Annotated in this window: 22 protein-coding genes; 10 read left to right on the forward strand and 12 right to left on the reverse strand. The window is 65.5% G+C overall.

Annotated elements, in window-relative coordinates; genetic code table 11:
* Positions 1 to 171 precede the first annotated feature (171 nt).
* The 5 genes from mptB (at position 172) to CKJ85_RS05855 (ending at position 5,785) form a co-directional block, all read left to right on the forward strand.
* Positions 172 to 1,836 carry a polyprenol phosphomannose-dependent alpha 1,6 mannosyltransferase MptB gene (gene mptB / locus CKJ85_RS05835; RefSeq protein WP_233126967.1) on the forward strand — a complete coding sequence of 555 codons (1,665 nt, stop codon included), beginning with the start codon at positions 172 to 174 and terminating at the stop codon, positions 1,834 to 1,836.
* 6 nt (positions 1,837 to 1,842) lie between these two features.
* Positions 1,843 to 2,787, forward strand: a complete 945-nt coding sequence (locus CKJ85_RS05840; RefSeq protein WP_233125446.1) for an ABC transporter ATP-binding protein — start codon at positions 1,843 to 1,845, stop codon at positions 2,785 to 2,787.
* Between the two features lie 151 nt (positions 2,788 to 2,938).
* Entirely contained in the window at positions 2,939 to 3,640 is a 702-nt protein-coding gene (locus tag CKJ85_RS05845; RefSeq protein ID WP_233126977.1) for an ABC transporter permease, read from the forward strand.
* 281 nt (positions 3,641 to 3,921) lie between these two features.
* On the forward strand, positions 3,922 to 4,785 hold the full coding sequence (locus CKJ85_RS05850) for a heme A synthase (RefSeq protein WP_095553718.1): 864 nt from the start codon (positions 3,922 to 3,924) through the stop codon (positions 4,783 to 4,785).
* A gap of 40 nt (positions 4,786 to 4,825) precedes the next feature.
* Entirely contained in the window at positions 4,826 to 5,785 is a 960-nt protein-coding gene (locus tag CKJ85_RS05855; protein WP_095553719.1) for a zinc-binding dehydrogenase, read from the forward strand.
* Here the strand turns inward: CKJ85_RS05855 and CKJ85_RS05860 are convergent.
* Positions 5,782 to 6,813 (reverse strand): heme o synthase, encoded by a 1,032-nt coding sequence (locus tag CKJ85_RS05860; protein ID WP_369825028.1) that lies wholly within the window; start codon positions 6,811 to 6,813, stop codon positions 5,782 to 5,784. The genes CKJ85_RS05855 and CKJ85_RS05860 overlap by 4 nt on opposite strands.
* Before the next feature lie 236 nt (positions 6,814 to 7,049).
* On the opposite strand from CKJ85_RS05860, the gene tkt reads away from it, so the two are divergent.
* The 5 genes from tkt to pgl all read left to right on the forward strand — a co-directional run bounded on the left by tkt (position 7,050) and on the right by pgl (position 13,650).
* Complete coding sequence (gene tkt / locus CKJ85_RS05865) at positions 7,050 to 9,131, forward strand: transketolase (RefSeq protein ID WP_095553721.1); 2,082 nt, start codon at positions 7,050 to 7,052, stop codon at positions 9,129 to 9,131.
* A gap of 108 nt (positions 9,132 to 9,239) precedes the next feature.
* The gene (gene tal, locus CKJ85_RS05870; protein ID WP_095553773.1) at positions 9,240 to 10,331 is read left to right on the forward strand and encodes a transaldolase; all 1,092 of its coding nucleotides are present in this window, start codon (positions 9,240 to 9,242) and stop codon (positions 10,329 to 10,331) included.
* Positions 10,332 to 10,384: 53 nt separating this feature from the next.
* The gene (gene zwf, locus CKJ85_RS05875) at positions 10,385 to 11,932 is read left to right on the forward strand and encodes a glucose-6-phosphate dehydrogenase (RefSeq protein ID WP_233126968.1); all 1,548 of its coding nucleotides are present in this window, start codon (positions 10,385 to 10,387) and stop codon (positions 11,930 to 11,932) included.
* A gap of 16 nt (positions 11,933 to 11,948) precedes the next feature.
* Positions 11,949 to 12,893: a glucose-6-phosphate dehydrogenase assembly protein OpcA gene (locus tag CKJ85_RS05880; RefSeq protein ID WP_095553723.1), complete on the forward strand. Its 945-nt coding sequence runs from the start codon at positions 11,949 to 11,951 to the stop codon at positions 12,891 to 12,893.
* A gap of 22 nt (positions 12,894 to 12,915) precedes the next feature.
* Positions 12,916 to 13,650, forward strand: a complete 735-nt coding sequence (pgl, locus tag CKJ85_RS05885) for a 6-phosphogluconolactonase (protein WP_233126969.1) — start codon at positions 12,916 to 12,918, stop codon at positions 13,648 to 13,650.
* A 92-nt stretch (positions 13,651 to 13,742) separates the two neighbouring features.
* On the opposite strand, the gene secG is transcribed toward pgl, so the two are convergent.
* The 11 genes from secG to rpe form a co-directional block, all read right to left on the reverse strand.
* Complete coding sequence (secG, locus tag CKJ85_RS05890) at positions 13,743 to 13,979, reverse strand: preprotein translocase subunit SecG (RefSeq protein WP_095276455.1); 237 nt, start codon at positions 13,977 to 13,979, stop codon at positions 13,743 to 13,745.
* Between the two features lie 105 nt (positions 13,980 to 14,084).
* Positions 14,085 to 14,867, reverse strand: a complete 783-nt coding sequence (gene tpiA / locus CKJ85_RS05895) for a triose-phosphate isomerase (protein WP_095553725.1) — start codon at positions 14,865 to 14,867, stop codon at positions 14,085 to 14,087.
* Between the two features lie 26 nt (positions 14,868 to 14,893).
* Positions 14,894 to 16,111, reverse strand: coding sequence for a phosphoglycerate kinase (gene pgk, locus CKJ85_RS05900; RefSeq protein WP_095553726.1), 1,218 nt, complete (start codon positions 16,109 to 16,111; stop codon positions 14,894 to 14,896).
* A gap of 106 nt (positions 16,112 to 16,217) precedes the next feature.
* Positions 16,218 to 17,228: a type I glyceraldehyde-3-phosphate dehydrogenase gene (gene gap, locus CKJ85_RS05905; RefSeq protein WP_095553727.1), complete on the reverse strand. Its 1,011-nt coding sequence runs from the start codon at positions 17,226 to 17,228 to the stop codon at positions 16,218 to 16,220.
* 446 nt (positions 17,229 to 17,674) lie between these two features.
* Positions 17,675 to 18,685, reverse strand: coding sequence for a DNA-binding protein WhiA (gene whiA, locus CKJ85_RS05910; protein WP_095536616.1), 1,011 nt, complete (start codon positions 18,683 to 18,685; stop codon positions 17,675 to 17,677).
* A 78-nt stretch (positions 18,686 to 18,763) separates the two neighbouring features.
* Positions 18,764 to 19,738, reverse strand: a complete 975-nt coding sequence (yvcK, locus tag CKJ85_RS05915; protein WP_095536186.1) for a uridine diphosphate-N-acetylglucosamine-binding protein YvcK — start codon at positions 19,736 to 19,738, stop codon at positions 18,764 to 18,766.
* Positions 19,739 to 19,832: 94 nt separating this feature from the next.
* The gene (gene rapZ / locus CKJ85_RS05920; protein WP_095276437.1) at positions 19,833 to 20,714 is read right to left on the reverse strand and encodes an RNase adapter RapZ; all 882 of its coding nucleotides are present in this window, start codon (positions 20,712 to 20,714) and stop codon (positions 19,833 to 19,835) included.
* A 65-nt stretch (positions 20,715 to 20,779) separates the two neighbouring features.
* Positions 20,780 to 22,852 (reverse strand): excinuclease ABC subunit UvrC, encoded by a 2,073-nt coding sequence (gene uvrC, locus CKJ85_RS05925; RefSeq protein WP_095536618.1) that lies wholly within the window; start codon positions 22,850 to 22,852, stop codon positions 20,780 to 20,782.
* 36 nt (positions 22,853 to 22,888) lie between these two features.
* Complete coding sequence (locus CKJ85_RS05930) at positions 22,889 to 23,422, reverse strand: PH domain-containing protein (RefSeq protein WP_095553728.1); 534 nt, start codon at positions 23,420 to 23,422, stop codon at positions 22,889 to 22,891.
* Between the two features lie 78 nt (positions 23,423 to 23,500).
* The gene (gene ribH / locus CKJ85_RS05935; protein WP_095536189.1) at positions 23,501 to 23,986 is read right to left on the reverse strand and encodes a 6,7-dimethyl-8-ribityllumazine synthase; all 486 of its coding nucleotides are present in this window, start codon (positions 23,984 to 23,986) and stop codon (positions 23,501 to 23,503) included.
* Positions 23,987 to 24,111: 125 nt separating this feature from the next.
* The gene (gene rpe / locus CKJ85_RS05940) at positions 24,112 to 24,789 is read right to left on the reverse strand and encodes a ribulose-phosphate 3-epimerase (protein WP_095553729.1); all 678 of its coding nucleotides are present in this window, start codon (positions 24,787 to 24,789) and stop codon (positions 24,112 to 24,114) included.
* Positions 24,790 to 24,799: the final 10 nt, after the last annotated feature.

Consider the following 24,799-nt stretch of genomic DNA (forward strand, 5'->3'; position numbering starts at 1 on the left):
TCACCTCAGCTTCCGTGTCGCTCGACGTCTCCGCGAAATCCGCGGACAAAAGGACGATCCTTTCGCCTTTACACAACACTAGTGTTTCCAAAATATTTCCGCTGCGGCGGGTCCCCAGCGTGTCGCAAAGCATTGCCGCTCTGCGAGCGCCCGGGCCTTAGAATGCGTGATGTGACCCCTGCACGCCACATCCCCGAGACCACGCGGCCGTCCACGCTTGTCGACGCCCTGCCCCGATTCGGTGCGCCCGGCTCCCGCTCAGCCGCGCTGCACCGCGCTGGGATTTCGGACGAGGGGGTTCGCGCGTCCGTCGTCGAGCTCAATCGATTCGCGCTTTTGCGCTGGTTGGGCGCGGTCGGCACGCTCCTGATCGGCCTCGGCGGGCTCGGTGGCGGGGCGCTGCCCGTGGTGGACAACCCCTGGTTCGACCTTCCCGGCGGCGCGTTCATGGGGAGGATGCTGCAGGCCTCTTCCTCACTCGTGCTCATCGGCGTCGGCTGCCTCGTGGTCGCGTGGCTGCTCATGGGACCGTTCGTCGGTGCCGGGACCAACCATGCGCGAATCAGCGCCCGGGTGGTGTTTCGGACCTTCCTGGTGTGGGCGGCGCCCCTGCTGCTCACCGCGCCCCTGTTTACCCAGGACATCTACTCGTACCTGGCGCAGGGATCCATCGTTCGGCAGGGGCTGGACCCCTACGCCGCGGGCCCCGTCGAGCTGCTGGGCACCGAGAACCGGCTCGCACGGTCCGTCCCGTTCATCTGGGCGCACTCCCCCAGCCCGTACGGCCCCGTTGCGCTCGGGATTGCTTCCGCGGTGTCATGGATCACTCAGGACTCGATCTATTTCGGGGTGTTGTGCCACCGGGTCTTGTCCCTCGCCGGCGTGGTGGCCGCGGCGTGGGGTATCCGCGCGCTGGCACGACGGTGCGGCGTCCACGGCGCGACCGCGCTCTGGCTGGGGGTCTTGAACCCCCTGGCAATCCTGCACCTCATTGCAGGTATTCACAACGAGTCGATCATGCTCGGGTTCCTCCTCGTCGGTATGGAGGTAGGGCTACGGGGTATCGACGCGCTTGCGGCCGGCCGGCAGCGGCGTCGGGGGTGGGCGCTGTTCCTCCTCTCGGGGGCGCTCCTGTCGTGCGGCGGGCTGGTCAAGGTCACCGGGTTCATCGCCCTCGGGTTTACGGGCATGGCGCTGGCGCGGGTGCGGGCGCAAGGCGGGGGCAAGCGGGCGTCGATAAGCGCAATCTGCACCGCGGCCCTTATCCAGGCGGGGTGCCTTGCGGTGACGGCTGGGCTGATCTCCTGGTTCACTGGGATCGGGCTTGGGTGGGTCACCGGGCAGGGCGGCGCGGCAGCGATCCGCAGCTGGCTGTCGCTGACCACGGACATCGGCGTGATCAGCGGTTTTACGGGGATGCTGCTGCAGCTGGGCGACCACACGGAGGCGATCTTGAGCATCACGCGCGGCGTGGGACTCCTCGTCGCCGGCGCGTTCCTCGTGCGCATGCTCTGGGCGACGTTCCGCGGCTCCATCCACCCTGTCGGCGGGCTGGGTGTGGCCACGCTCGTCCTCGTCCTGCTCTTCCCAGTGGTCCACCCCTGGTACCCACTCTGGGGGATCCTGCCGCTCGCGGCGTGGGCGAATCGCTTCTTCTTCCGGGCTGCCGTCGCGATTTACTCTGCGCTTTTTAGCTTCTTGGTGCTGCCGCGCGGGCTCGCGCTGCCGCCGGGGACCGTCGCGACGATTTATCTCGCTGCCGCGGTGTGGTTTGCGGTCATGTGCGCCGCCGCGTGGTTCTGGTACCGCCGTACGGCCGGGAGAGGTCTACACTAACCAACCATGCCAAGCATGGAACCTGAAGCCCTCGTGCTCAACGAGGTAGTCAAGCAATTCGGGCCCAAGCGCGCTGTCGACGGGGTCTCATTCACCGCTCGACGCGGCGAGCTTCTCGCGCTGCTGGGGCCAAACGGGGCAGGCAAGACCACCACCATCGAGATGTGCGAGGGGTTCACGCAGCCGACCTCCGGGTCCATCCGAGTATTAGGGTACGACCCCGCGACCGAGCCACAGCGGGTTCGAGACCGCATCGGCATCATGCTCCAGGGCGGCGGATCATACTCCGGGGTCAAGGTGCGGGAGATGCTGCACCTCGCGGCGTCCTACAACGAGGACCCGCACGACCCCGACTGGCTCATCGAGCTGCTCGGCCTCGAGGGGGTGGCGTCGACGACGTACCGCAGACTTTCCGGCGGGCAGCAGCAGCGACTCTCGCTCGCCCTGGCCATCATCGGCAGGCCCGAGCTCCTCTTCCTCGACGAACCCACCGCAGGCATGGACGCGCAGTCCCGGCTCGCGGTGTGGGAGCTGGTCAATGCGATGAAGCGCGATGGCACGACGATCGTGCTGACCACCCACCTGATGGACGAGGCCGAATCGCTGGCGGATCGCGTTGTCATTGTGGATCGGGGGCGAGTCGTTGCCACCGGCGAGCCGGCGGAGCTCACCTCCCACGAGGACTACCCGCTCGTATCGTTCGGGACGGCACAGGCGCTGGACTTGGAAACGTTCAACCACTCGCTGCGCGCGTTCGGCGCTGCGGACAGGGAAGCGGAAAACGTCAGGCCGCTCTCCTACCGCGTGCGCGGCGACGGCAGCCCCCAGCTGGTTGAAGCAATCGCGCACGCCGCGGCCCAGCAGGATGTCCTGCTGCGCGAACTCAGCGTGTCGCACCGAAACCTTGAGGACGTCTTCCTCGACATCACCGGCCGAGAGCTGCGCAGCTAGCGCAGACCCTTACTTGAATACTTGAAGGAGGTACACCATGACGACAGCCCATGATGCACAGCTGCACCGATCCCAGGACGGTGCAGCCCCCAATCCCAAGCTCGCGCCGGGCACGTTTGCTCCCCGCCCGCAGCGCGCCTCCGTGGCCGCAATGGCGCTCGCCCAGGGGCGGATCGAGGCGAAGCTCATGCTGCGCCACGGCGAGCAGCTGCTGCTCAACCTGGTCATCCCCGCGGCGCTGCTCGTGGCGGCAGCGATCGTTCCAGTCTTCGGCGATACCGACTTCCACCAGCTGGTGCCGATGGTCTTCGCCGTCGCCACCACGAGCGCGGGCTTTACCGGCCAGGCTATCGCGCTAGCGTTTGACCGTCGCTACGGTGCGCTGAAGCGGACCGGCGCTTCCGGGGTGCCGCCGTGGACCATCATCGCTGGAAAGATCATCGGCGTCCTGGCCACCGTTGCGGTGCAGATCGTCGTCTTGGGCGCGCTCGCCGTTGCGCTGGGATGGCGCGTCAGTGCGCTCGGCGCCCTGTGTGGCCTGATCACCCTGCTGGTCGGCGTCGCCGCGTTCACAGCAATGGGGCTGTTCATGGGAGGCACGCTCAGCTCCGAGCTGGTCCTTGCTCTGGCAAACCTCATCTGGCTCGTCCTCATGGGCGTGCTCGGGTGGGTGCAGTACAGCGGTGACGTCGGGGACGCCGGCTGGTGGAACGCGGTCCCCACGGTGGCGCTGGCTGGCGCCCTGACCAAGGCGCTCGAGCTTTCTTTCCACTGGCAGGCGTGGCTGTCGCTCGTGTGCTGGGCTGGGGCGGCCATGGCGGCCGCGGCCCGATGGTTCCGCTTCGAGGGGTAGCTCCTGTGGCGCACCGCTGCGGAGCTCAACTCGCTCCACGCCCAATCGGATCTCGGAGTTTGGGGCGTCATGCGTTAAGCTGAAGCAGTCATTTCTCAAACTAAAGTTGCACTGCAAAACTGCACACGTGAAAGGGAGCGCGTCTCGTGTCTTCTCCGCAGTTGGGGTCTCCCCAGACTGAGCACAACTCCAGCCACAATGCCAGCCACAATGCCGGCGATGCGGCACAGGCCGTGGATGCACCAAAGGGGGCGTCGCTCAAGGTACAGCGCGTTCTGGCCATGATCCTGTTGCTGTGCCAGGGCGGCATCACCGTTACTGGTTCGCTCGTCCGCGTCACCGGCTCAGGCCTGGGTTGCGATACCTGGCCGATGTGCCACGAGGGCTCGCTCGTCCCCGTCGCGGGTTCGGCGCCGTGGATCCACCAGCTCATCGAGTTTGGCAACCGCACGCTCACCTTCGTCGTCGCCGCAGCATCCATCGCCGTCCTCGTCGCGGTCGTCCGCGCGGGACGTCGCTCCGGTATCAAGTCGCTCGCAGCCGTCTCACTCGGCGGCGTCGTCCTGCAGGCCGTCATCGGCGGCATCTCCGTCCTCCTAGACCTGAAGTGGTGGGCCGTCGCCGTGCACTTCCTGCCCTCGATGGTGCTGGTCGCCGTCGCCGCCGTGCTCTACATGCGCATTGCGGAGCCGGATGATGTCGCCCCGACGAGGCGCGTCCCCAAGGCCGCCGTGACCTGGGCGATCATCGCCGCCATCGCGCTAGTATTCGTCCTGGTGACGGGCACCATGGTCACCGGCTCCGGTCCGCACGCCGGCGACGCCACCGCCGGTTTGGAGGGCCGCCTCGAGATGGACACCAGGGTCCTTGCGTACGTCCACGCAATCTGCCTGTACCTCTACCTCATTGCCACGCTGGTCACCGTGTACATGCTGCGCCGCCACAAGGCGCCGAGCGACGCGATGCGCACCGCCCTCGTCCTCATCGTGCTCATCCTGATCCAGTGGGCGATCGGCGTCATCCAGTTCAGGCTCGGCGTCCCGCGCTGGACCATCCCGGCGCACATCGCTATGTCGTCCACCGTCGTCGCGTTTACCGCCTTCCTGTGGGCACACAGTTCGCGCCGTCTCCCCACACTCGTCTAACCTCCCACGCACACCGCGCCCGCCGGGGTACGCTTTGGCTATGCACGCCATTATCAGCGATTCCCCCGGCGGGCCGTTCCGTTTCACTCGCGTCGATCCCCCAGTTCCCACACCCGAGCAAGTGCTTATCGACGTCACCTACGCCCACGTCCAGCGCGACCCCACTCCCGCCCGCGGCACCGGCATCCCGGGCGCCGCAGGATGCGGGCGCGTGGCCCACGACCCTGTCGGTGAGATCGCCGCTGGCACGCTCGTCGCCTTCTGCGACGCGCAGGGCGCGTACGCGGAGCAGGCTGTCGTCCACCGGGACCGGATCGCCGCCGTCCCGGAATCCATCGACGATGAGGTCGCCGCGTGCATGCTCGCTCCCGGCATACTGGCGCACGCACTCCTGCACGGCGTCCGCGACACCGCGGACGGCGACACCATGGTGGTCACCGGCGGAGGCGGCGAGCTCGGCCTCGCCGTGACCCAGCTGGCAGCGGGATTGGGCGGCACGGTGTTTTCAGTGGTCTCAACGGCCCACGAGGAGGAAATCGCGTACGACGCCGGCGCGACCGGCGTCTTCCGCTACTTCCCTGACGCGGCGCAACGTATTTGCGAGGCCAACAGCGGCAGCGGCGTCGACGTCGTTATCGAGGCGTCACAACCGCCTCTGCCCGAGGCGCTCCACCCCTTCGACCTGACGCTGCAGGCCTGCCGACCGCTTGGCCTGATCTGCGCCGTCGGCGGCTCGGAGCTCGCGGCGGGGAGGAGCGCAGACGCGCTCCTGAACGAACTCGACGAGCATGGGGGGCTGTTCCTTACCGCCCCTTCGTTGGACTGGTACACGCGCACTGCGGACGAGTTTCGCTTGCGGTCCCAAGCGGTCACGCGTGCCGTCGAGGATGCGACGCTGCGCTTCCCTATCGGCGGGGTGTTCTCGCTCGCCGAGGCGGACGCCGCGCACGAGGCGCTCGCGGATGCCCAGCGCGTTGGGAGTGTGCTGCTGCGCGCTTAGAAGAGGCCGCCGATCGTCGGCAGACCGAGCACGGCGTCCACAGAGAGGCCGAGGAAGAGCGCGGCGAGGTAATTGTTGGACAGGATGAACAGCTTGAGCGGCTTGACGTTCTCGCCGCGGCGCACGCCGTTGTGCAGGCGCGTGGCCATGACGAGGAACGCGGCGCCGGACGCCACTGCCACGACGAGGTAGATCCAGGACGTCGCCGGGACGAGCGCGAGGGAGACGATGACCGTCCACCAGGAGTAGATGACGATCTGGCGCGTCGTCTCCTGCGGGGACGCGATGACCGGCAGCATCGGGACTTCTGCGCGGGCGTAGTCGTCCTTGTACTTCATGGCCAGCGCCCAGGTGTGCGGCGGGGTCCAGAAGAAGATGATGAGGAACATGACGATCGCCTGCCACCAGCGGTCCGGTGAACCGTCGTGCACGTTGTCCCGAATCGCGGCCCAGCCGACGAGGACCGGCATGCAGCCCGCAGCGCCACCCCAGATGACGTTCTGCCAGGTCTTACGCTTCAGCCATTTCGTGTAGACGAAGATATAGAAGAAGTTGGTGAAGATGATGAACAGCGCTGCCAACCACGACCCGCACACGAGCCCGAGCCAGAGCACGCTGACGATGAGCAAGACCCAGGCGAATACCGCAGCGCGGTGTTTGGTCACCTTGGCGCGCACGAGCGGGCGCGCGCGTGTACGACCCATCTTCTGGTCAATGTCGTAGTCAGCGACCATATTGAAGGCGTTGGCAGCGCCCGCGCCCATCCATCCACCGAGCAGGGTCGCCAGGATCAGCCACACGTGGACGGTGCCGCGATCTGCCTGCAGCATCGCGGGGATGGCGGCTACCAAGAGAAGTTCAATGACCCTCGGCTTCGTCAACGCGAAATACGCCTTCACGGTCTCCAAAAACTTCTCCTTACAGCGTGTTGTCCGCGCCGCCGTCGGCGCAACTGCTTCGTGGGCGGCCGTGTTGGGATACGCTCGCAAGCGTCCTGCGGTTTTGCCACCCGTATCATTCCTTTGGATGATGTTAGCCCTAACCTTGCACTGCGCCCAATCGGACACGCACTCCTTGCGGCCGGTGTGGGCGGATTGGTGGACGCTCACTGCGGTGACTCAAAATACACTGCCCGCACACGGCGCACCGCCTGGCGACTACACTAAGGCGGGTGCCCGGCCCATCGCCGGAGCCGAGACGTAATGCCAATCCAATGAATGAGGAAACTGTGACACAGTCGACGCTGCCCCCGGAACTTCAAGCTATGACCGTCCGGAACTACCCGGACGACTGGACGCAGACTGATACGCGCGCGGTGGACACCGCCAGAATCCTCGCTGCGGATGCTGTTGAGCGCTGCGGATCGGGCCACCCCGGCACCGCTATGTCGCTTGCTCCGTTGGCCTACACGCTCTTCCAGCGCATCATGCGCCTGGATCCCACCGACCCGCACTGGGTGGGCCGCGACCGCTTTGTCCTGTCAAACGGCCACTCCTCGCTGACCCAGTACGTGCAGCTCTACCTCGGCGGCTTCGGCCTGGAGCTGGATGATCTGAAGCAGCTGCGCACCTGGGGCTCCAAGACCCCCGGCCACCCGGAGTACAACCACACCAAGCACGTCGAGATCACCACTGGACCGCTGGGCCAGGGCCTCGCTTCCGCTGTGGGTATGGCGATGGCCGCGCGTCGCGAGCGGGGGCTGTTCGATCCCGAGGCCCCGGCCGGCCAGAGCCCGTTCGACCACTTCATCTACGTCGTGGCCGGTGACGGCTGCCTGCAGGAGGGCGTGACCTCCGAGGCGTCCTCGCTCGCGGGCACGCAGCAGCTGGGCAACCTCATCCTTTTCTGGGATGACAACCGCATCTCCATCGAGGACGACACCCAGATCGCGTTCACCGAGGATGTGCTCGCCCGCTACGAGGCCTACGGTTGGCAAACCCTCACCGTAGGGTCCGGAGAGGACGTCGCAGCAATTGAGCGCGCCGTCGAAGAGGCTAAGGCGGAAACCGCGAAGCCGACCATCATCCGCCTCAAGACGGTGATCGGCTTCCCGGCCCCGAATCTGCAAAACACCGGCGCCGCTCACGGTGCCGCGCTCGGGTCCGAGGAGATCAAGCTGGTCAAGGAAGAGCTCGACTTTGACACCGACGTCGACTTCCCCGAGGAAGAGGACGTGATCGCCCACACCCGCGCGCTCGCCGAGCGCTCCGCCGCAGTGCGCGAGGAGTGGCAGCGGGGCTTCGATGACTGGGCTGCTCGCAACCCGGAGCGCAAGGCACTGTTCGACCGTCTCTCCGCGCGCGAGCTGCCGGTGAACTGGAAGGCCGAGTTCCCCACCTGGGAGCCCGACGCCAAGGGCCTGGCTACCCGCAAGGCGTCCGAGGCGGCGATCCAGGCCGCTGCGGCCGCGCTCCCGGAGCTGTGGGGCGGCTCCGCTGACCTGGCCGGTTCCAACAACACGCTGATCAAGGGCGCGCCGTCCTTCGGCCCTGAGGCGATCACCACGAACAAGTTCACTGCCGAGCCGTACGGCCGCAACCTCCACTTTGGCATCCGCGAGCACGCGATGGGCGCCATCATGAACGGCATCGCCCTGCACGGCGGCACCCGTGTCTACGGCGGTACCTTCCTGATCTTCTCCGAGTACCTCTACCCCGCCATCCGCGTGGCCGCCCTGTCCGGCATCGACGGCTACTACGTGTTCACCCACGACTCCATCGGCCTCGGCGAGGACGGCCCGACCCACCAGCCGGTAGAGACGCTCACCGCACTGCGCGCTATCCCGGACCTCGCCGTCATCCGCCCGGCGGATGCCAACGAGACCTCGGCTGCGTGGATCGCCGCGCTGGAAGGCCGCGAGCAACCGAAGGCACTCGCCTTGTCGCGCCAGAACCTCCCGGTGCTCGAGGGCACGAAGGAGAAGGCGTTCGAGGGCGTGGCCAAGGGCGGCTATGTGCTTGTCGACGCCACCGCGCCGACCCCCGACGTCATCCTCATCGCCTCCGGCTCGGAGGTGCAGTACGCCGTCGAGGCAGCCAAGCTGCTGGCCGAGGATGGCGTCGCCGCCCGCGTGGTGTCCATGCCGTCCATCGACTGGTTCCTCGAGCAGACCGAGGAGTACCAGCAGCAGGTCCTGCCCAAGGAGGTCAAGGCACGCGTGTCCGTCGAGGCCGGTACCGCGATGCCGTGGCACCGCTTCACGGGCGACCACGGCCGCAACGTCTCCCTCGAGCACTTTGGCGCCTCCGCACCGGGCGCGGAACTCTTCGAGCGCTTCGGCTTCACCACCGAGCACGTGCTGCGCGCGGCCCGCGAGTCGATCGAGTCCGCGAAGTCTGCACAGTAGCTCTACCTCTTTACCCACCCACATCGCACACATCCGTTACGCCAGGTCGCAGTCATATCTTTCGACCTGGCGCCCTGGAGAAAGGACCGCACCGTGGCACACGACAACATGGTTGCAACCAACCGCATTTATGACATCGGCACTTCCGTCTGGCTGGACGATCTCTCCCGCGACCTTCTCAACGGTCAGGGGAACTTCGAGACGTTCCTCCTTCAGCGAAACATCCTCGGGATCACTACGAACCCGGCGATCTTCTCCGCGGCAATCTCCGCCGGCGGCGACTATGACCGCCAGCTCGAGGAGCTGCGCAAGGAGGGTGTCTCCGCCGAGGAGGCCGTGTACCGTATGAGCATCGCGGACGTCCAGCAGGCCTGCGACGTTATTGACCCCATCTACCAGGACACCAACGGCCGAGACGGCCGCGTGTCCATCGAGGTCGACCCTCGCTACGCCCACGACGAGGCGAAGACCATTGCGCAAGCGCGCGAGCTGTGGAAGCAGGTCGGCCGCCGCAACGCCATGATCAAGATCCCGGCCACCGACGAGTCGCTGCCGGCAATCACGACGGCCCTGTCCGAGGGCATCAGCGTCAACGTCACGCTGATTTTCTCCGTCGACCGTTACAAGCAGGTCATCGACGCCTACAAGGAGGGCATCAAGCTGGCCGCTCAGAACGGGCACGACGTGGAGCACATCCACTCCGTCGCGTCCTTCTTCGTCTCCCGCATGGACGTCGAGGTGGATAAGCGCCTGGAGACCATCGGTACCGACGAGGCCCTCGCGCTGCGCGGTAAGGCGGGCATCGCCAACGCCCGCCTGGCCTACCGCCTCTTCCTCGACTCCTTCAACGACCTGGACGAGCTCCCGCCGCGGGCAAACAAGCAGCGCCCGCTGTGGGCGTCGACCGGTGTGAAGAACCCCGAGTACCCCAAGAACATGTACGTAGTCGAGCTCGCCGGCCCGGACACGGTCAACACTATGCCGATGGGCACGATTGATGCCGTCAACGATATGGACGAGCTCAAGGGCGACACCCTGACGCACGGCGACGAGGCGGCGAAGCAGGTCTTCGACGGCCTGGAGCAGGTCGGCATCGACATGGACGATGTCATCGCGGTGCTGGAGCGCGAGGGCGTGGAGAAGTTCGTCACCGCGTGGCAGGACCTGCTCGACTCCACTGAAACGAAGCTCAACAGCTAACCTCTAAGGGTTCATTGTTCCGGAAGCGGTACGCAAAAGGAGACGCAACAAAGGTGATCGAAGAGAGAGACGCGCAAGTACAGCGGGGGAATCCGCTGCGGTCGGCCGTCGATAAGCGGCTGCCCCGTATTGCCGGACCATCTGGTCTGGTGATTTTCGGGGTCACCGGTGACCTGGCCAGGAAGAAACTCCTTCCCGCCGTCTACGATCTTGCAAGTCGCGGCCTCCTGCCCGCCGGATTCGCCCTCGTCGGGTTCGGTCGGCGCGACTGGAGCAAGCAGGACTTCGAAGACTACGTCCGCGAGGCGGTCGAGGCGCGATCGCGAACCAAGTTCAACACCAACGTGTGGAACCGCCTGGCGGAAGGGATCCACTTCGTCTCCGGGGCATTTGACGACGACACCGCCTTCGATCGGCTCGCCACCGTCCTCGCGGAGATGGACCGGAGCCAGGGCACTGCCGGAAACTGGGCGTACTACCTGTCCGTGCCGCCGGAGTTCTTTGCCAACGTGGTCCACCAGCTGGACCGCTGCGGCATGGCCCACCCCGGAGACGGGCAGTGGCGCCGCGTGATCATTGAGAAGCCGTTCGGTCACGACCTCGCCTCGGCGAAGGAACTGAACAAGGTGGTCAACACCGTCTTCCCCGAGCACGCCGTGTTCCGCATCGACCACTACCTGGGCAAGGAAACGGTGCAGAACATCATGGCGCTGCGCTTTTCCAACCAGATGTTTGAGCCGATCTGGAACTCGCACTACATCGACCACGTCCAGATCACCATGGCCGAGGACATCGGGCTGGGCGGCCGCGCCGGGTACTACGACGGCATCGGCGCGGCGCGCGACGTGATCCAAAACCACCTCATCCAGCTCCTCGCGCTCGTTGCGATGGAGGAGCCGACGTCTTTCTCCCCGCACCAGCTGCGCTCGGAGAAGCTTAAGGTGCTGCGGGCGACCTCGCCCACCGGACCGTTCGAGGAAACGACCGCCCGCGGCCAGTACACCGCCGGGCTGCAGGGCTCCGTACCGGTCGTGGGACTGCGCGACGAGGAGGGTTTCGACCCGGACTCCGAGACCGAGACCTTCGCGGCCTGCACCCTGGAGATCAATTCGCGCCGCTGGGCCGGCGTGCCGTTCTACCTGCGCACCGGCAAGCGTCTCGGCCGACGCGTCACCGAGATTGCGTTGGTGTTCAAGCGGCCGCCGTACCAGCCCTTCTACCCGGACCAGACGAACTTGCTCACCAACAACGCCGTGGTGATCCGCATCCAGCCGGACGAGGGCGTGCTCATGCGCTTTGGTTCGAAGGTGCCGGGCGTGGGCCTGGAAGTCCGCGACGTCAACATGGACTTCGCGTACTCGGAGGCGTTCACCGAGCAGTCGCCCGAAGCCTACGAGCGACTCATCCTGGACGCGCTGCTGGATGAATCGAGCCTCTTCCCCACCAACGCCGAGGTGGAGCGGAGCTGGGAGATCCTCGACCCGATCCTCGACTTTTGGGCCCAACAAGGCCGCCCCGACGAGTACGAGGCCGGCACCTGGGGTCCGGCGTCGGCGAACCACATGTTGGAAAAGGACGGCCGCGTCTGGCGGCGCCCCTAAGAAAGGATTTGCGGCTGTGATCATCTCACTCCCGGACACCACTACCAGCCAGATCGCGAACGCGCTGATCCAAGCGCAAGAAAACTTCTCGCTGTCCTCGGGCCGCGTGCTCACCCTCCTCGTCGCCGCGCGCGACACCGAGGATTCCGACAAGATCCTTGAGACGGTGCGCGCCGCGACCCGCGAGCACCCCGCCCGCGTGCTCGTGCTTTTGCTTGGCGACGAAACCGCGCCCACCAGCATGAACGCCGATCTCATCGTGGCTGCGCATTCGGGCGCGTCTGAAATGGTCGTCATGCGCCTCTTCGGTGACCTCACGCATCACCTCGGCGCCGTGGTCACCCCGCTGCTGCTGCCGGACACGCCGATTGTGGCCTGGTGGCCAAACGAGGCACCCTCCTGCCCGAAGGAGGCGGAGCTGGGCAGCATCGCGCAGCGCCGCATCACCAACGCCCACTCCGATGCCTCCGGGGACCAACTCCGCGCCCGCACGGACGGCTACCAGCCCGGCGACTCCGACCTCGCGTGGTCCCGCATCACCCCGTGGCGCGGGGCCGTCGCTTCCGCGCTGGACCGCTACCACGACGACCCGGTGCAATCCGTCCACATTGACGGTCCTGCTGACGATCCTTCCGTGGACATCGCCGCTGGCTGGCTCGCCGCGTGCCTCAACGTCGACGTGACGCGCGGTATCAGCGACTCCACAAACGACTCCGCAGCGCACGGCGCACCCATCACGCGGCTCGCGCTGCATTGTGTCGGGGGCGACGTAACGATCGAGGTCGTCGACGACAACACGGCCCGCATCACCGTGCCGGGAAGCCCCGACTCCTACGTGGCGCTGAGTGCGCGGACCGACGCGGAGTGCCTCGCTGAGGAGCTGCGCCACCTGGACAACGATGTCACCTACGCGCGCGCTCTCCGGGGGCTGTCCGGCGTGACTCGCGCAACAGAGCAGTAACCACATCAGAAGGAGGCCGATTGTGCCAGCACACGTGACCGTTTCCCAGTTTCCCGACCGTCCTGCCCTCGTTGCCGCGGCCGCGGAGCAGTTCGCCGCTCTGCTGCGGGGTATTCAGGCTGACCCCGCCGGCGGGATCCACGGCGACGGTGTGGCGCGCGTCGTCCTGACCGGCGGTACCGCAGGCATCGAGCTGCTCAGCGCCATGGCAACGCTGAAGGGCATCGACTTCAACCGCGTCGAGTTCTTCTTCGGCGACGAACGCAACGTCCCCGCCACGCACCCCGACTCCAACGAGGGACAGGCCCGCGCCGCGCTGCTGAGCAAGGTGAATGTCTCCGCCGAGCGTATCCACGGCTGGGGCCTGGACGGCGGGGACATGTCGGACCAGGTGCGCGAGTACGCGTCAACGGTGGCCCAGCACGCCCCGCGAGGGTTCGATCTCCACCTCCTCGGCATGGGCGGCGAGGGCCACATCAATTCGCTCTTCCCCCACACCGACGCCGTGCGCGAGGACACGCGCACCACGCTCGCCGTCACCGATTCGCCCAAGCCGCCGGCCGAGCGCGCGACACTCACATTGCCGGCAGTGCGCAGCGCCGAGCGGGTGTGGTTGCTCGTTGCTGGAGCGGAGAAGGCGGAGGCCGCTTCCCACGTCGCGCACGGTGCGTCGGCCGAGGAGTGGGCGGCCGCCGGCGCGCAGGGCCGCACGGAGACGGTGCTCTTTATCACAGACGACGCCGCCTCGATGCTTTAAGCAGAGCACTTACCGACGCCGCGGGCCCCTCCCAGCATTGTTTGCCGGAAGGGGCCCGAGGTCTGTGCCGTATTGCTACGTGCTTGTGCGCGCTACGCCGAGTAGGTCTGGATCAGGTTGAGCGCGATGATGCACGCCACCCAGATCAGCGAGATGATGATGGTGTAGCGGTCCAGGTTCTTCTCCACGATGGTGGAACCGGACAGGTTGGACTGCACGCCACCACCGAAGAGGCTGGACAGGCCGCCGCCCTTGCCCTTGTGGAGCAGGACGAACACGGTCGCAAGCACCGACGCGATTACGAGCACGATCTCCAAAGCCAACGTCATGCGGGACGATCCTCCACTTTCAAATGGGATGTTGGTGAACTTGCTAAATCGTACACCATGGGGAGCGTGCCCCGTGCAGCGACCATGCGGTCTGCTGCACGGCGCCTACTGGACCGAGTTTGCTGCCGCAGCGGCCAGCTTGGCAAAGTCCTCGCCGTTGAGCGAAGCACCGCCGACCAGACCGCCGTCGACGTCAGCCTGCCCGACGATCTCGGCGACGGTGTTGGCCTTAACGGAACCGCCGTAGAGGATGCGGATGCCGTCGGCGGTGGCATCGTCGGCAAGCTCGCGCACGAGCTCGCGGATGGCGTGGCACACTTCCTGTGCGTCCTCTGCGGACGCGACCTTGCCGGTGCCGATGGCCCACACGGGCTCGTAAGCGATGACGGTGCGCGATAGTTCCTCGGTGGTCAGGCCGGCCAGGGACGCGCGGGTCTGGTCCTCGACGAAGCTGACGTGCTTGCCTTCCTCGCGGACCTCGAGGGGCTCGCCGACGCAGACGATCGGCGACATGCCGTGGTCGAGGGCCTTCTTCGCCTTCGCGGCAACGAGCTCGTCCGACTCGTTGTGGTACTGGCGGCGCTCGGAGTGTCCGACGACAACCCAGGTGCAGCCGAGCTTCTCCAGCATGGTGGCGGAGATCTCTCCGGTGTAGGCGCCGTTGTCGTTGGCGGAGACGTCCTGCGCACCGTAGGTGATCTGCAGCTTATCGCCCTCAACGAGGGTCTGGATGGAGCGCAAGTCAGTAAACGGAACGGTCAGTGCGACGTCGACAAGCTCGTAGCCGTCCTTGGGGAACGCGAAGGCGAGTTTCTGAGCGCTGGAGATTGCCTCGAGGTGATCGAGGTTCATCTTCCAGTTGCCTGCGATGAGTGGTTTACGTGCCATGGATTTCTCCTATCGTTTCGGCTTGGTTACTTGGACAGGACTGCGACGCCCGGCAGTTCCTTACCCTCGATAAGTTCGAGGGAAGCGCCGCCGCCGGTGGAGATGTGGGAGAAGCCCGCCTCATCCAGGCCGAGGGTGCGCACGGACGCTGCGGAGTCGCCGCCGCCGACCACGGTGAAGGAGTCGTTGTTCTTGGTCGCAGCAATCATCGCCTCTGCGACGGCCTTGGTGCCGGCGGAGAACTTCGGGAACTCGAAGACGCCCATCGGGCCGTTCCAGAACACGGTCTTGGAGTCCTCAATGGCGGCGGCGTACTTCTTCGCGGTCTCCGGGCCGATGTCCAGGGACATCCAGCCCTCCGGGATGCCGTCCAGGTCCACGATCTTCGTCTCTGCGTCCTTGTCAAACTTCTCAGCGGCGGAGAGGTCGACCGGCAGGAGGAGCTTGTCGCCGTAGCGCTCGATGAGCTCCTTGCAGGTGTCGATCATGTCTTCCTGCAGCAGCGACTCCTGGACGTTGTGGCCCTGCGCTGCGAGGAAGGTGTAGCACATGCCGCCACCGATAACGACCTTGTCTGCCTTCGCTGCGAGCGCTTCGATAACGCCGAGCTTGTCGGAGACCTTGGAACCGCCGAGGACAACCACGTACGGGTGGGCCGGGTCATCCTTGACGGAGGACAGCGTGGACACTTCCTTCTCCACCAGGTAGCCGGCGTATGCGGGGAGCTTCTGTGCGACGTCGTAGACCGACGCCTGGGCGCGGTGGACGACACCGAAGCCGTCGGACACGAAGGCGCCGTTGTCGGCGGCCAGCGCTGCGAGCTCGGCCGCGAACTCGCCGCGCTCGTTCTCGTCCTTGGAGGTTTCGCGCGGGTCGAAGCGTACGTTCTCCAGCAGGAGGATCTCGCCGTGGGTCAGGCCGTTGGCGCGCTCGTGCGCATCTTCGCCGGAGACGTCGCCGGCGAGAGCAACGAACTGACCGAGGCGCTCGGACAGCGCTTCAGCGACGGGCTTCAGCGAGAACTTCGGGTTGACCTCGCCCTTCGGGCGGCCGAGGTGGGCCATGGCGATCACCTTGGCGCCGCCGTCAAGCAGCGCCTTCAGGGTGGGAAGGGACGCGTCGATGCGGCCCGGGTCAGTAATGTTGCCGTCCTCGTCGAGCGGGACGTTGAAGTCGGAGCGGACCAGAACGTGGCGGCCTTCCACGCCTTCGTCGAGAAGCTGCTTGAGCGTCTGCGTTGCCATTGTTGTCTCCTTGAGTATGTCGTGTTTGTTAAGGGGTCTCTCGGGTGCTGAAAAAGCCCGGTGCATGCGCATGCGCACACACCGGGCTCATCCGCTGTACCTAGTTTTACAGGTTGTCAGCGACGTGCTTGGTCATGCGCACGAACTGAGAGGTGTAGGACCACTCGTTGTCGTACCAAGAGATGACCTTCACCAGGTTGCCGTCGATGACGCGGGTCATACCAGCGTCGAAGATAGCGCCGTGGGTGTTGCCGATAATGTCGGAGGAAACCAGCGGCTCCTCGGAGTACTGCATTGCGGTGCCGAGAACCTCGTCCTCGGTGGCCTTCTTCACTGCAGCGTTGACCTCCTCAGCGGTGACGTCCTTGTTCAGCTGGACGGTCAGGTCGGTTGCGGAGCCGGTGATGGTGGGCACGCGCATTGCGAAGCCGTCGAGCTTGCCCTCGAGGTTCGGGAGCACCAGGGCGACTGCCTTTGCAGCGCCGGTGGTGGTCGGGACGATGTTCTGAGCCGCAGCGCGGGCGCGGCGCAGGTCCTTGTGCGGTGCGTCCTGCAGGCGCTGGTCGCCGGTGTAGGAGTGAACGGTGGTCATCAGGCCAGACTTGATGCCGAACTCCTCGTCCAGCACCTTGGCCAGCGGAGCCAGGGAGTTGGTGGTGCAGGAAGCGGCGGAGATGACGGTCTGGTCGTTGGTGTAGGAGTCGCTGTTCACGCCCCACACGTAGGTGCCGTCGACGTTCTTGCCCGGAGCGGAGATGATGACCTTTTTCGCGCCAGCGTCGATGTGAGCCCTTGCGGTGTCGCCGGAGCGGAAGACGCCGGTGCACTCGAGCACGATGTCGACGCCAGCCTCGCCCCAAGCCAGGTTGGCCGGGTCCTTCTCAGCAGAGACCTCGATGCGACGACCGTCGACGGTGATGGAGTTCTCATCGAACTCAACATCGTGGCCGAACTGGCCGTAAGCGGTGTCGTACTTCATCAGGTGAGCGAGGGTCTCATTGTCAGTCAGATCGTTGATCTTGACAACCTCGAGCTCGCCCTGGAACTTGTCCTGGATGATGCGGAATGCAGAGCGGCCGATGCGACCGAAGCCATTGATGCCAATACGAGTAGTCACTGTAAAATTACTCCTCTTGTTGAGTCGTGTCGGTTGAGATGCAGCGCACCTCATACGGTCAGGTCTGAGAAGCGGAACCTCGTTCGGCGGGGCGCTTCACCTGCGCCGATGCCGTCCACTGGCTCACTTCCTGGCCTGTCGAAATCCAGTGTAGCGACGGACCAACAACCGTGCACCGGCCTTTCCGCTTCTCGTCAACCCCACAACAACCGGACACAATCGGACGAAAATCCGGGGGTAACTTCCCCAATACCGGTGTGGGTTTTGCGCCCGGTTGACATTCTGACCGTCCCCTCCCCTTGCCAGCTACACGCCTTCAGCACGGCAAACGCGACCGCTCCCCCTCCACCCATCGAACTCTAGAAAGGTGATACTGAAACAACTTTCGGGTATGGCATATCTCACACCCCCCGGAAATAGACGAGTGCGCGAGTTGTGATGTCGTTTTACTTCGCGTTCGAGACGTCGTCGTCCGCCGCGCCGCGCTCGGCCTGCTCAACCGCGGCCTGCGTGTTCGGGATTCCCAGCTCTTTCGCTTCCTTGTCAGCGAGGGAGAGCAGGCGGCGGATGCGACCTGCGACGGCGTCCTTGGTCATCTGCGGATCCGCGAGCTTGCCCAGCTCCTCGAGCGAGGCGTGGCGGTGCTCCACACGAAGATACCCCGCCTCCGCGAGGTGCTCGGGCACGTTGTCGCCCAGGATCTCCATCGCGCGCTCCACGCGGCGCGCGGCCGCGGCCGCCGCCTGTGCGGACCTGCGCGTGTTCGCGTCGTCGAACGTTGCCAGCCGCTGCCCCGATCGCGCGCGCAGCTGCTTCCGCTTGCGCTTTTCGTCCCACTCCAGGCGCGCGAGCGGTGCGCCCATCCTGCTCAGCAGGATGGCGATCGTCTCCCCGTCGCGGACGAAGACTCGCTCGATGCCACGCGTTTCTTTCGTCCGCGTCGCCACGTCAAGCCGGTGCCCCAACCCGACGAGTGCCAAGGCGGCAGTTTCCTCAGGGCACGCCACCTCGAGCGCCGCGGTGCGCCCTGGCTCAGTGAGCGAGCCGCGGGCAAGGAACGCCCCGCGCCAAGCAGCCTCCACATCCGCGATCGGGCCGGAGATGATGGTGTGCGGCATCCCTTCCACAGGATGCCCGGAGGCCGTGATCAAGCGGAGCTTCCGTACGACCTCGCGCAACCCCTCGGAAACGGTCACCACGCACTTGCGTTCCTTGCTCGCGGAGCCGGGGGCGATGACCTCGAGCGTGGTCGCGACACCGGTAGTCGCGTCAAGCAACTGCTGCAGTCGCTCGGCGACGGGGTGCTCGGCAAGTTCAACGCGCAGGACCGTACCGTGTGGCGTCTGCTCGTACGTTCCGGCGTACCGGATCATCGCCGTTGCTTCCGCAATCTGCGCGCTTGCCTGGGTGGCGCGTACGCTCAGCAGCTCATCTTTGACTTTCGCGGTCAGCGCCACCGTGGTCCTTTCCCTTCGCAGTTGATGTCTCGCAGGCCTCTCGCTTCGCACCGGGGCCAGGTGTACCGACGCCTGATTCTAGCGTGCCCGGTACAACTCCAAAATTGCCGTTGCCAACTTGTCCGGGTCGTGCTTCTCGGCCTGCTTGCCCTCTGGCACGGGCTGGTGGACATCACGGAACGCGATTTTTGCACCGAGCCGTTCCGCGGCGCGCTGGAGATGCGTGCGCTCCCCCTCGGATGGGCTGATGTGGTTGTCCGCGAGGAGGTAGTCGACCTGCAGCTCCGGCGCGTGTTGGCTCAGGACGTGGATGTGGCGCTCCGTGCTAAAGCCCGGGGTCTCCCCGGCCTGTGGCAGGAGGTTGAGCATCACCACGACCATGGCGTCCGTCTGGTTCAGCGCAGCGACGATCTCCGGAACCAGGAGGTGCGGGAGCACGGACGAAAACCAGGAGCCTGGCCCGATGGTGACGATGTCCGCATCCCGAATCGCCGCCACGGCTTCCGCGGAAGCAGCGGGCTGCTCGGGCAGCAAGCGAACCCGCCGGACAGCACCAGAGGTGGACGCCACCGCCGCCTGACCACGCACGGAGCGGAGAACGCGGGGGTCATCATCAAGCCCGGAGACATCCGCCTCGATGTCCAACGGCTGTGAGCACATCGGGATCACTCGGCCCGCGGACCGCGTCCACTTCGCCACAATGTCCAGCGCGGTCTGCATGTCGCCGAAGCGCTCCACGAGGCTCACCAGCATGAGGTTTCCTAGCGGGTGTCCCGCCATCACACCGTTTCCCCCGAAGCGGTGCTGCAGCGCCTCGCGCCACAGCTCCCCGTCCTCATCGTCCGCAGTGAGCGCGGCCGTGGCCATGCGCAGGTCCCCGGGCGGGATGATGGGGAATTCACGGCGCAAGCGACCGGAGGAGCCACCGTCGTCGGCGACGGTCACGACGGCGTTAATGTCCGTCGCTTGCGCACGCCGCGCAGCCAGCAGTGTTTGGTACAGACCATGACCGCCACCCAGGCAGGTGAACGCAAGGCGTTCGCTCGAGCTCATCGCGGTCTCCTTTCAACGGAAAGCTATGAAGAATTGGATACGGCAAGGTGGCGGGCCCTCTGACCCGCTCACCCAGTGTGATTGCGCTGCAGCGCTAGTTTCTGCAGAGGTCGCGGTGTAAGACGTTGACTTCCAGGCGTGGCTTCTGCTGCAGCCGCCGGCCGATTTCCTCTGCGACCGCGACGGACCGGTGGTGCCCGCCCGTGCACCCCACCCCGACGGTGATGAAGTCCTTGCCCTCGTGCTGGTAGCCCTCGAGCGTGCTACTGAGCAATCGCACAAAGTTGTCGATGAACGGTTCCGCGTCCTCCCGGCTCAGCACGTAGTCCGACACCGGCTTGTCCACGCCACGGAACTCGCGTAGCTCCGGCACCCAGTAAGGGTTCGGGAGGAAGCGCACGTCGAGCACGATGTCCGCGTCACGCGGCGAGCCGTGTTTGAACCCAAAGGATTCCAGCGTGACGTGCTGCTTCCCAGTCGCAAGCTCGCCTATCGACGCCTCAATCGAACGCCGCAGGTCGTGCACCGATTGGTTGGTCGTGTCAATGATCACGTCGGCGATGTCGCGCACCGGCTCGAGCGCCTCGCGCTCACGCTCGATGCCGTGCTGCAACGTGTCCCCGTCCTGGAGCGGGTGGGTGCGCCGCACCGAGTCGAACCTGCGGATCAGCACGTCATCACGCGCCTCGAGGTACAGGATGAACGGGGCGAACCCGAGCTTCTTGATCTCCGAGATCGTATTCATCAACGACCCGTTGAACTTCCTCGCGCGCACGTCCGTCACCACGGCGAGACGCGACACCGGGGAATCCTTCGCGGTCGACATGCCCACCAGCTCCAGAATCAGCTGCGGGGGCAGGTTCTGAGACACGAAGTAGCCCTTGTCCTCAAAAATCTTCGCAGCGGTGGAAAGCCCGCCGCCGGACAAGCCGGTAATGATGACCGGGTGGAGCGGTTGGTCCTGGTGCTGAGTCATACGGCCATCCTAACGGAACTCGGACCGCGCCTGTCCCAGTCTGCGGAGGAACTTGCAGCGAGGGCTCATTCTCCCTTGTGCAGGTGCTCGTAAATCGTCGCGGCCAGCTTCGGCCCAACGCCGTTGACCTCTTCGATCTGCTCGACGGACGCCGCTTTCATCTTCTTCACGCTGCCAAAGTGCTTGACCAGCTCCGACCGTCGGGAGGGCCCGAGGCCAGGGATCGCGTCCAGGGCGGAGGAACGCATGCGCTTGGAGCGCTGCTGGCGGTGGTACGTGATGGCAAAGCGGTGGGCCTCGTCGCGGATCTGCTGGAGGAGATACATGCCCTCCGAGTTGCGCGGCAGGATCACCGGCTCGTCATCGTCCGGGACCCAGATTTCCTCGAGGCGCTTGGCCAGGCCGATGAGTTGGACATCGACCACGCCCAGCTCGTCGAAAATTGCCTGCGCGGCATCGACCTGGGGCTTGCCGCCATCAACGATGAACAACTGTGGCGGATACGCGAACCGCTTGTTATTGGTCGTTTCCACCTCGGAGGCTTCCTCCGCGAACATCACTGCGGCAGACTCCTCGTCCGGGTTGGCCAGCTTGTCCTCGTTGTAGCGCTTGAAGCGGCGGCTGGTCACCTCGGCGATCGAGCCGACGTCGTTGGAGTGACCGTCGCCGGCGGCTTCCTTGATGCGGTAGCGTCGATAATCTTGCTTCTTGGGCAGGCCATCCTCAAACACGACGAGCGAAGCCACCACGTCGGTGCCCTGGATGTGCGAAATATCCGTGCACTCCATCCGAAGCGGCGCCTCCTCCATGCCAAGCGCGTCCTGGATGTCCTGGAGCGCCTGGGAACGGGCGGTGAGGTCGCCGACCCGCTTCAGCTTGTGCTGGTGCAGCGCATCGGCGGCGTTCTTGCGCACGGTCTCCATCAGGGCCGCCTTGTCACCGCGCTGCGGGACGCGGATGTTCACCTGTGCGCCGCGCAGGCCCTCGAGCAGCTTCGTGACTTCCTCTTCCTCGTCCGGCATCGCGCACACGAGGATCTCCTTGGGCACCGGAACTGGCGAGCGCACCTCCGCGTGCGATTCCTGGTCCACGCCGCGGCGTTTGATGGTCTCCGCGGCCCGACGGGCGTCCTCCGCCTGTTCCTGCTTTTGGCGCTCCACCGCGTCGGAGTAGTACTGCACGAGGAAGTTCTGCACGAGCACGGGCAGCGCAGGATCTGGCCCATCCCCGTCGAGGCGCTCCGCGGAGCCGGGCTCGTCGCCAGACTTCTCCACCACCCAGCCGCGCTGCGAGCGGATGCGGCCGCCGCGGACATTGAAGATCTGCACCGCGGCTTCCAATTCGTCCGTATCGAAGGCGATGATGTCCGCATCCGTATCCGGGCTGAGCACGACCGTTTGGCGCTCCATGACCTTTTTGACGGCGCCGAGGTCGTCGCGAAGCCGCGCGGCCTTCTCAAACTCGAGGTGCTCCGCGGCGGACTCCATCTGCGCAGTCATATCGCGCACGACCTTGTCCGTGTTGCCGGACATAAACCCCATAAAGCCAGCAACGATGTCTTCGTATTCCGACTCGTCGACCCGGCCCACGCACGGCGCGGCGCACTTGTCGATGTACCCAAGCAGGCAGGGGCGCCCCAACGTTTCGTGGCGGTTATACACGCCGTTGGAACAGGTGCGGATGGGAAACACCCGGGTGAGCAGGTCAAGCGTTTCGCGCACTGCCCACGCGTGGGAATACGGGCCGAAATAACGCACCCCCTTCCGCTTGGGCCCGCGATAGAAGAAGGCTCGCGGGTACCGCTCTCGCACGCTCACGGCGAGCATCGGGTACGTCTTATCATCCCGATACATCACGTTGAACCAAGGATCGAACCTCTTGATCCACGTGTACTCGAGCTGGAGCGCCTCCACCTCGCTGGCCACCACGGTCCACTCCACCGAGGCCGCGGTGAACACCATCTGCCTGGTGCGCGGGTGCAGGTGCTCGGGCGGCTGGAAGTAGTTGTTCAGCCTTGCGCGAAGGCTTTTAGCCTTGCCCACGTACACGACACGACCATTCGCGTCGCGGAACTTATACACTCCCGGCTCCGTCGGAATGGTCCCTGGGGCCGGGCGGTAGTCCTTCGGGTTCGCCACGTGGGCGCGCCTCCTTCACACATCGGCGACAGGAGGTTAATCCTGCGGCATGTACTTTGCTTCAAGCTCTCGGAATTGGCCAACGGCGCGCAACGCGTGCTCCTTGTCTCCGGATTGGATGGCCCACAGCGGGACGTACTCAAAGTCCGGGAGTTCAAGGCGCGCCATGCGGGCACCCTTGGGGAACGAGAGTCCGTAGACCACGAGCCAGGGGTAGAACCTCGTCCCGATGATGTTGGAGACCTCCACGCCGTCTTCATTAGCGCGAACGCGGGGGCGGGTCAGGAAGTACCAGGACAAGGCGGAGATGATGAGTCCGACGCCGATGAACGCGAACTTGTCCACGCCGGTGATGGCCACCCCGGTGAACTTCACGTCCACGACGGCCGACATAAAGATGTGCACAGCCATCACCACGATGATCCAGACGATGGCCACACGCCTGAGAAACGGCGACTTCGCCGTGAATTCCCACGGCTTGGACGACGTCACCGCGTGGGGGTCGAGAGCGTTAAGGTACGCGAGTTCTTCGTCGCTGAGCTTCCTCGATTGGGTTGTATCCTCCGACACTCGCTTCTCCCTTTCCTGCCTCGTCTATAGGTGTGCTGCATTGGGGTATCAGGAACCTGCTACGGGTCCCTTCGGATACTAGTCCCGCTCGCGCAGCGCCCGTACTTTGCCCAGCTCGACTGCGGCGCTGAGCGCGGCTCGTACGGCCAACGCTCCCCTGTCTTCCTTCGCGTCCTCGCCGCCAGAGCGCTCGTAGGCCTGGTCCTCATCCTCGACGGTGAGCACACCGTTGCCCACCGGAGTGCCCTCGTCCAGCGACACCCTGGTCAGGCCGCTGGTTACGGAGTCGCACACGACCTCGAAGTGGGCCGTCTTGCCGCGGATCACGCACCCGAGGGCGACCACCGCGTCGTAGCGGCGCGCGCACGCCTGGGTCACCACGGGGAGCTCCATCGCCCCATCCACGAGGTACTCATCTGCCTTCGCCCCGAGCTCGCGCGCGGTATCCCGCGCGCGCTCGCGCATCATGTCCACAATGCGTGCGTTCCAGCGGGTCGCCACAATGGCAAGGGTGTATCCCTCAGCGTTCGGGGAATAATCCTCCGGCGCACCGGAAGCGGTCATGCGTACAACACTCCTTCAACGCGCGTACTGCGCGACGCGTAGGTCCCGGGCCGACGCCCGTCGCAACGCGCGCGCCCTGCAATGAGATGGGTTTTGCGACAGACTGACAGGGTTCAGGATACGTGTCAACTCGCGGAACCGGGGCCGCTGGCCGCCTCCTGTGCTAATTCGCGCAGTCGCTCCACCGCCTGCGCAGGATCGTCGGCGCCGAACACGGCGGAGCCCGCGACAAACGCGTCGACGCCAGCCTCCGCGGCTTGTGCGATGGTCGCGTTGCTGATCCCGCCGTCGATGCCGATGATGGTGTCCAAGCTCTCCGCGGCAATGTGGTCGCGTAACGTCATCACCTTGCGCAACACCTCGGGCATAAACTTCTGTCCGCCAAAGCCGGGCTCCACGCTCATCACCATGACCTGATCAAACTCCGACACCGAGTCGAGGTACGGCTCGATCGGGGTGCCAGGCTTGATGGCAAAGCCAGCCTGGACGCCGAGCTCACGGCACTGGCGCGCCGCGGCAACGTGGTCCCTGGTCGCCTCCACGTGAAAAATCAGCCGGTCGCCGCCCGCCTCGACGTAGGTGGCGAACCACCGCTCCGGCTCCTCGATCATCAGGTGCATGTCCAGGAACTGGTCGGTGACACCGTTGACGGCTTTTGTCACGTCCGGCCCGAACGAGAGGTTAGGCACGAAATGACCGTCCATGATGTCCACGTGGAGCAGGTCTGCCGAGGGGACTTTCCGCACGTCCGCGCCAAGATTGGCGTAGTCGGCGGCCAGGATGGAGGGGGCGATGTAGATCATGCCACCGAGC

The sequence above is a fragment of the Corynebacterium sp. NML 150383 genome (assembly GCF_002285085.1).
GTDB lineage: Bacteria > Actinomycetota > Actinomycetes > Mycobacteriales > Mycobacteriaceae > Corynebacterium > Corynebacterium gottingense.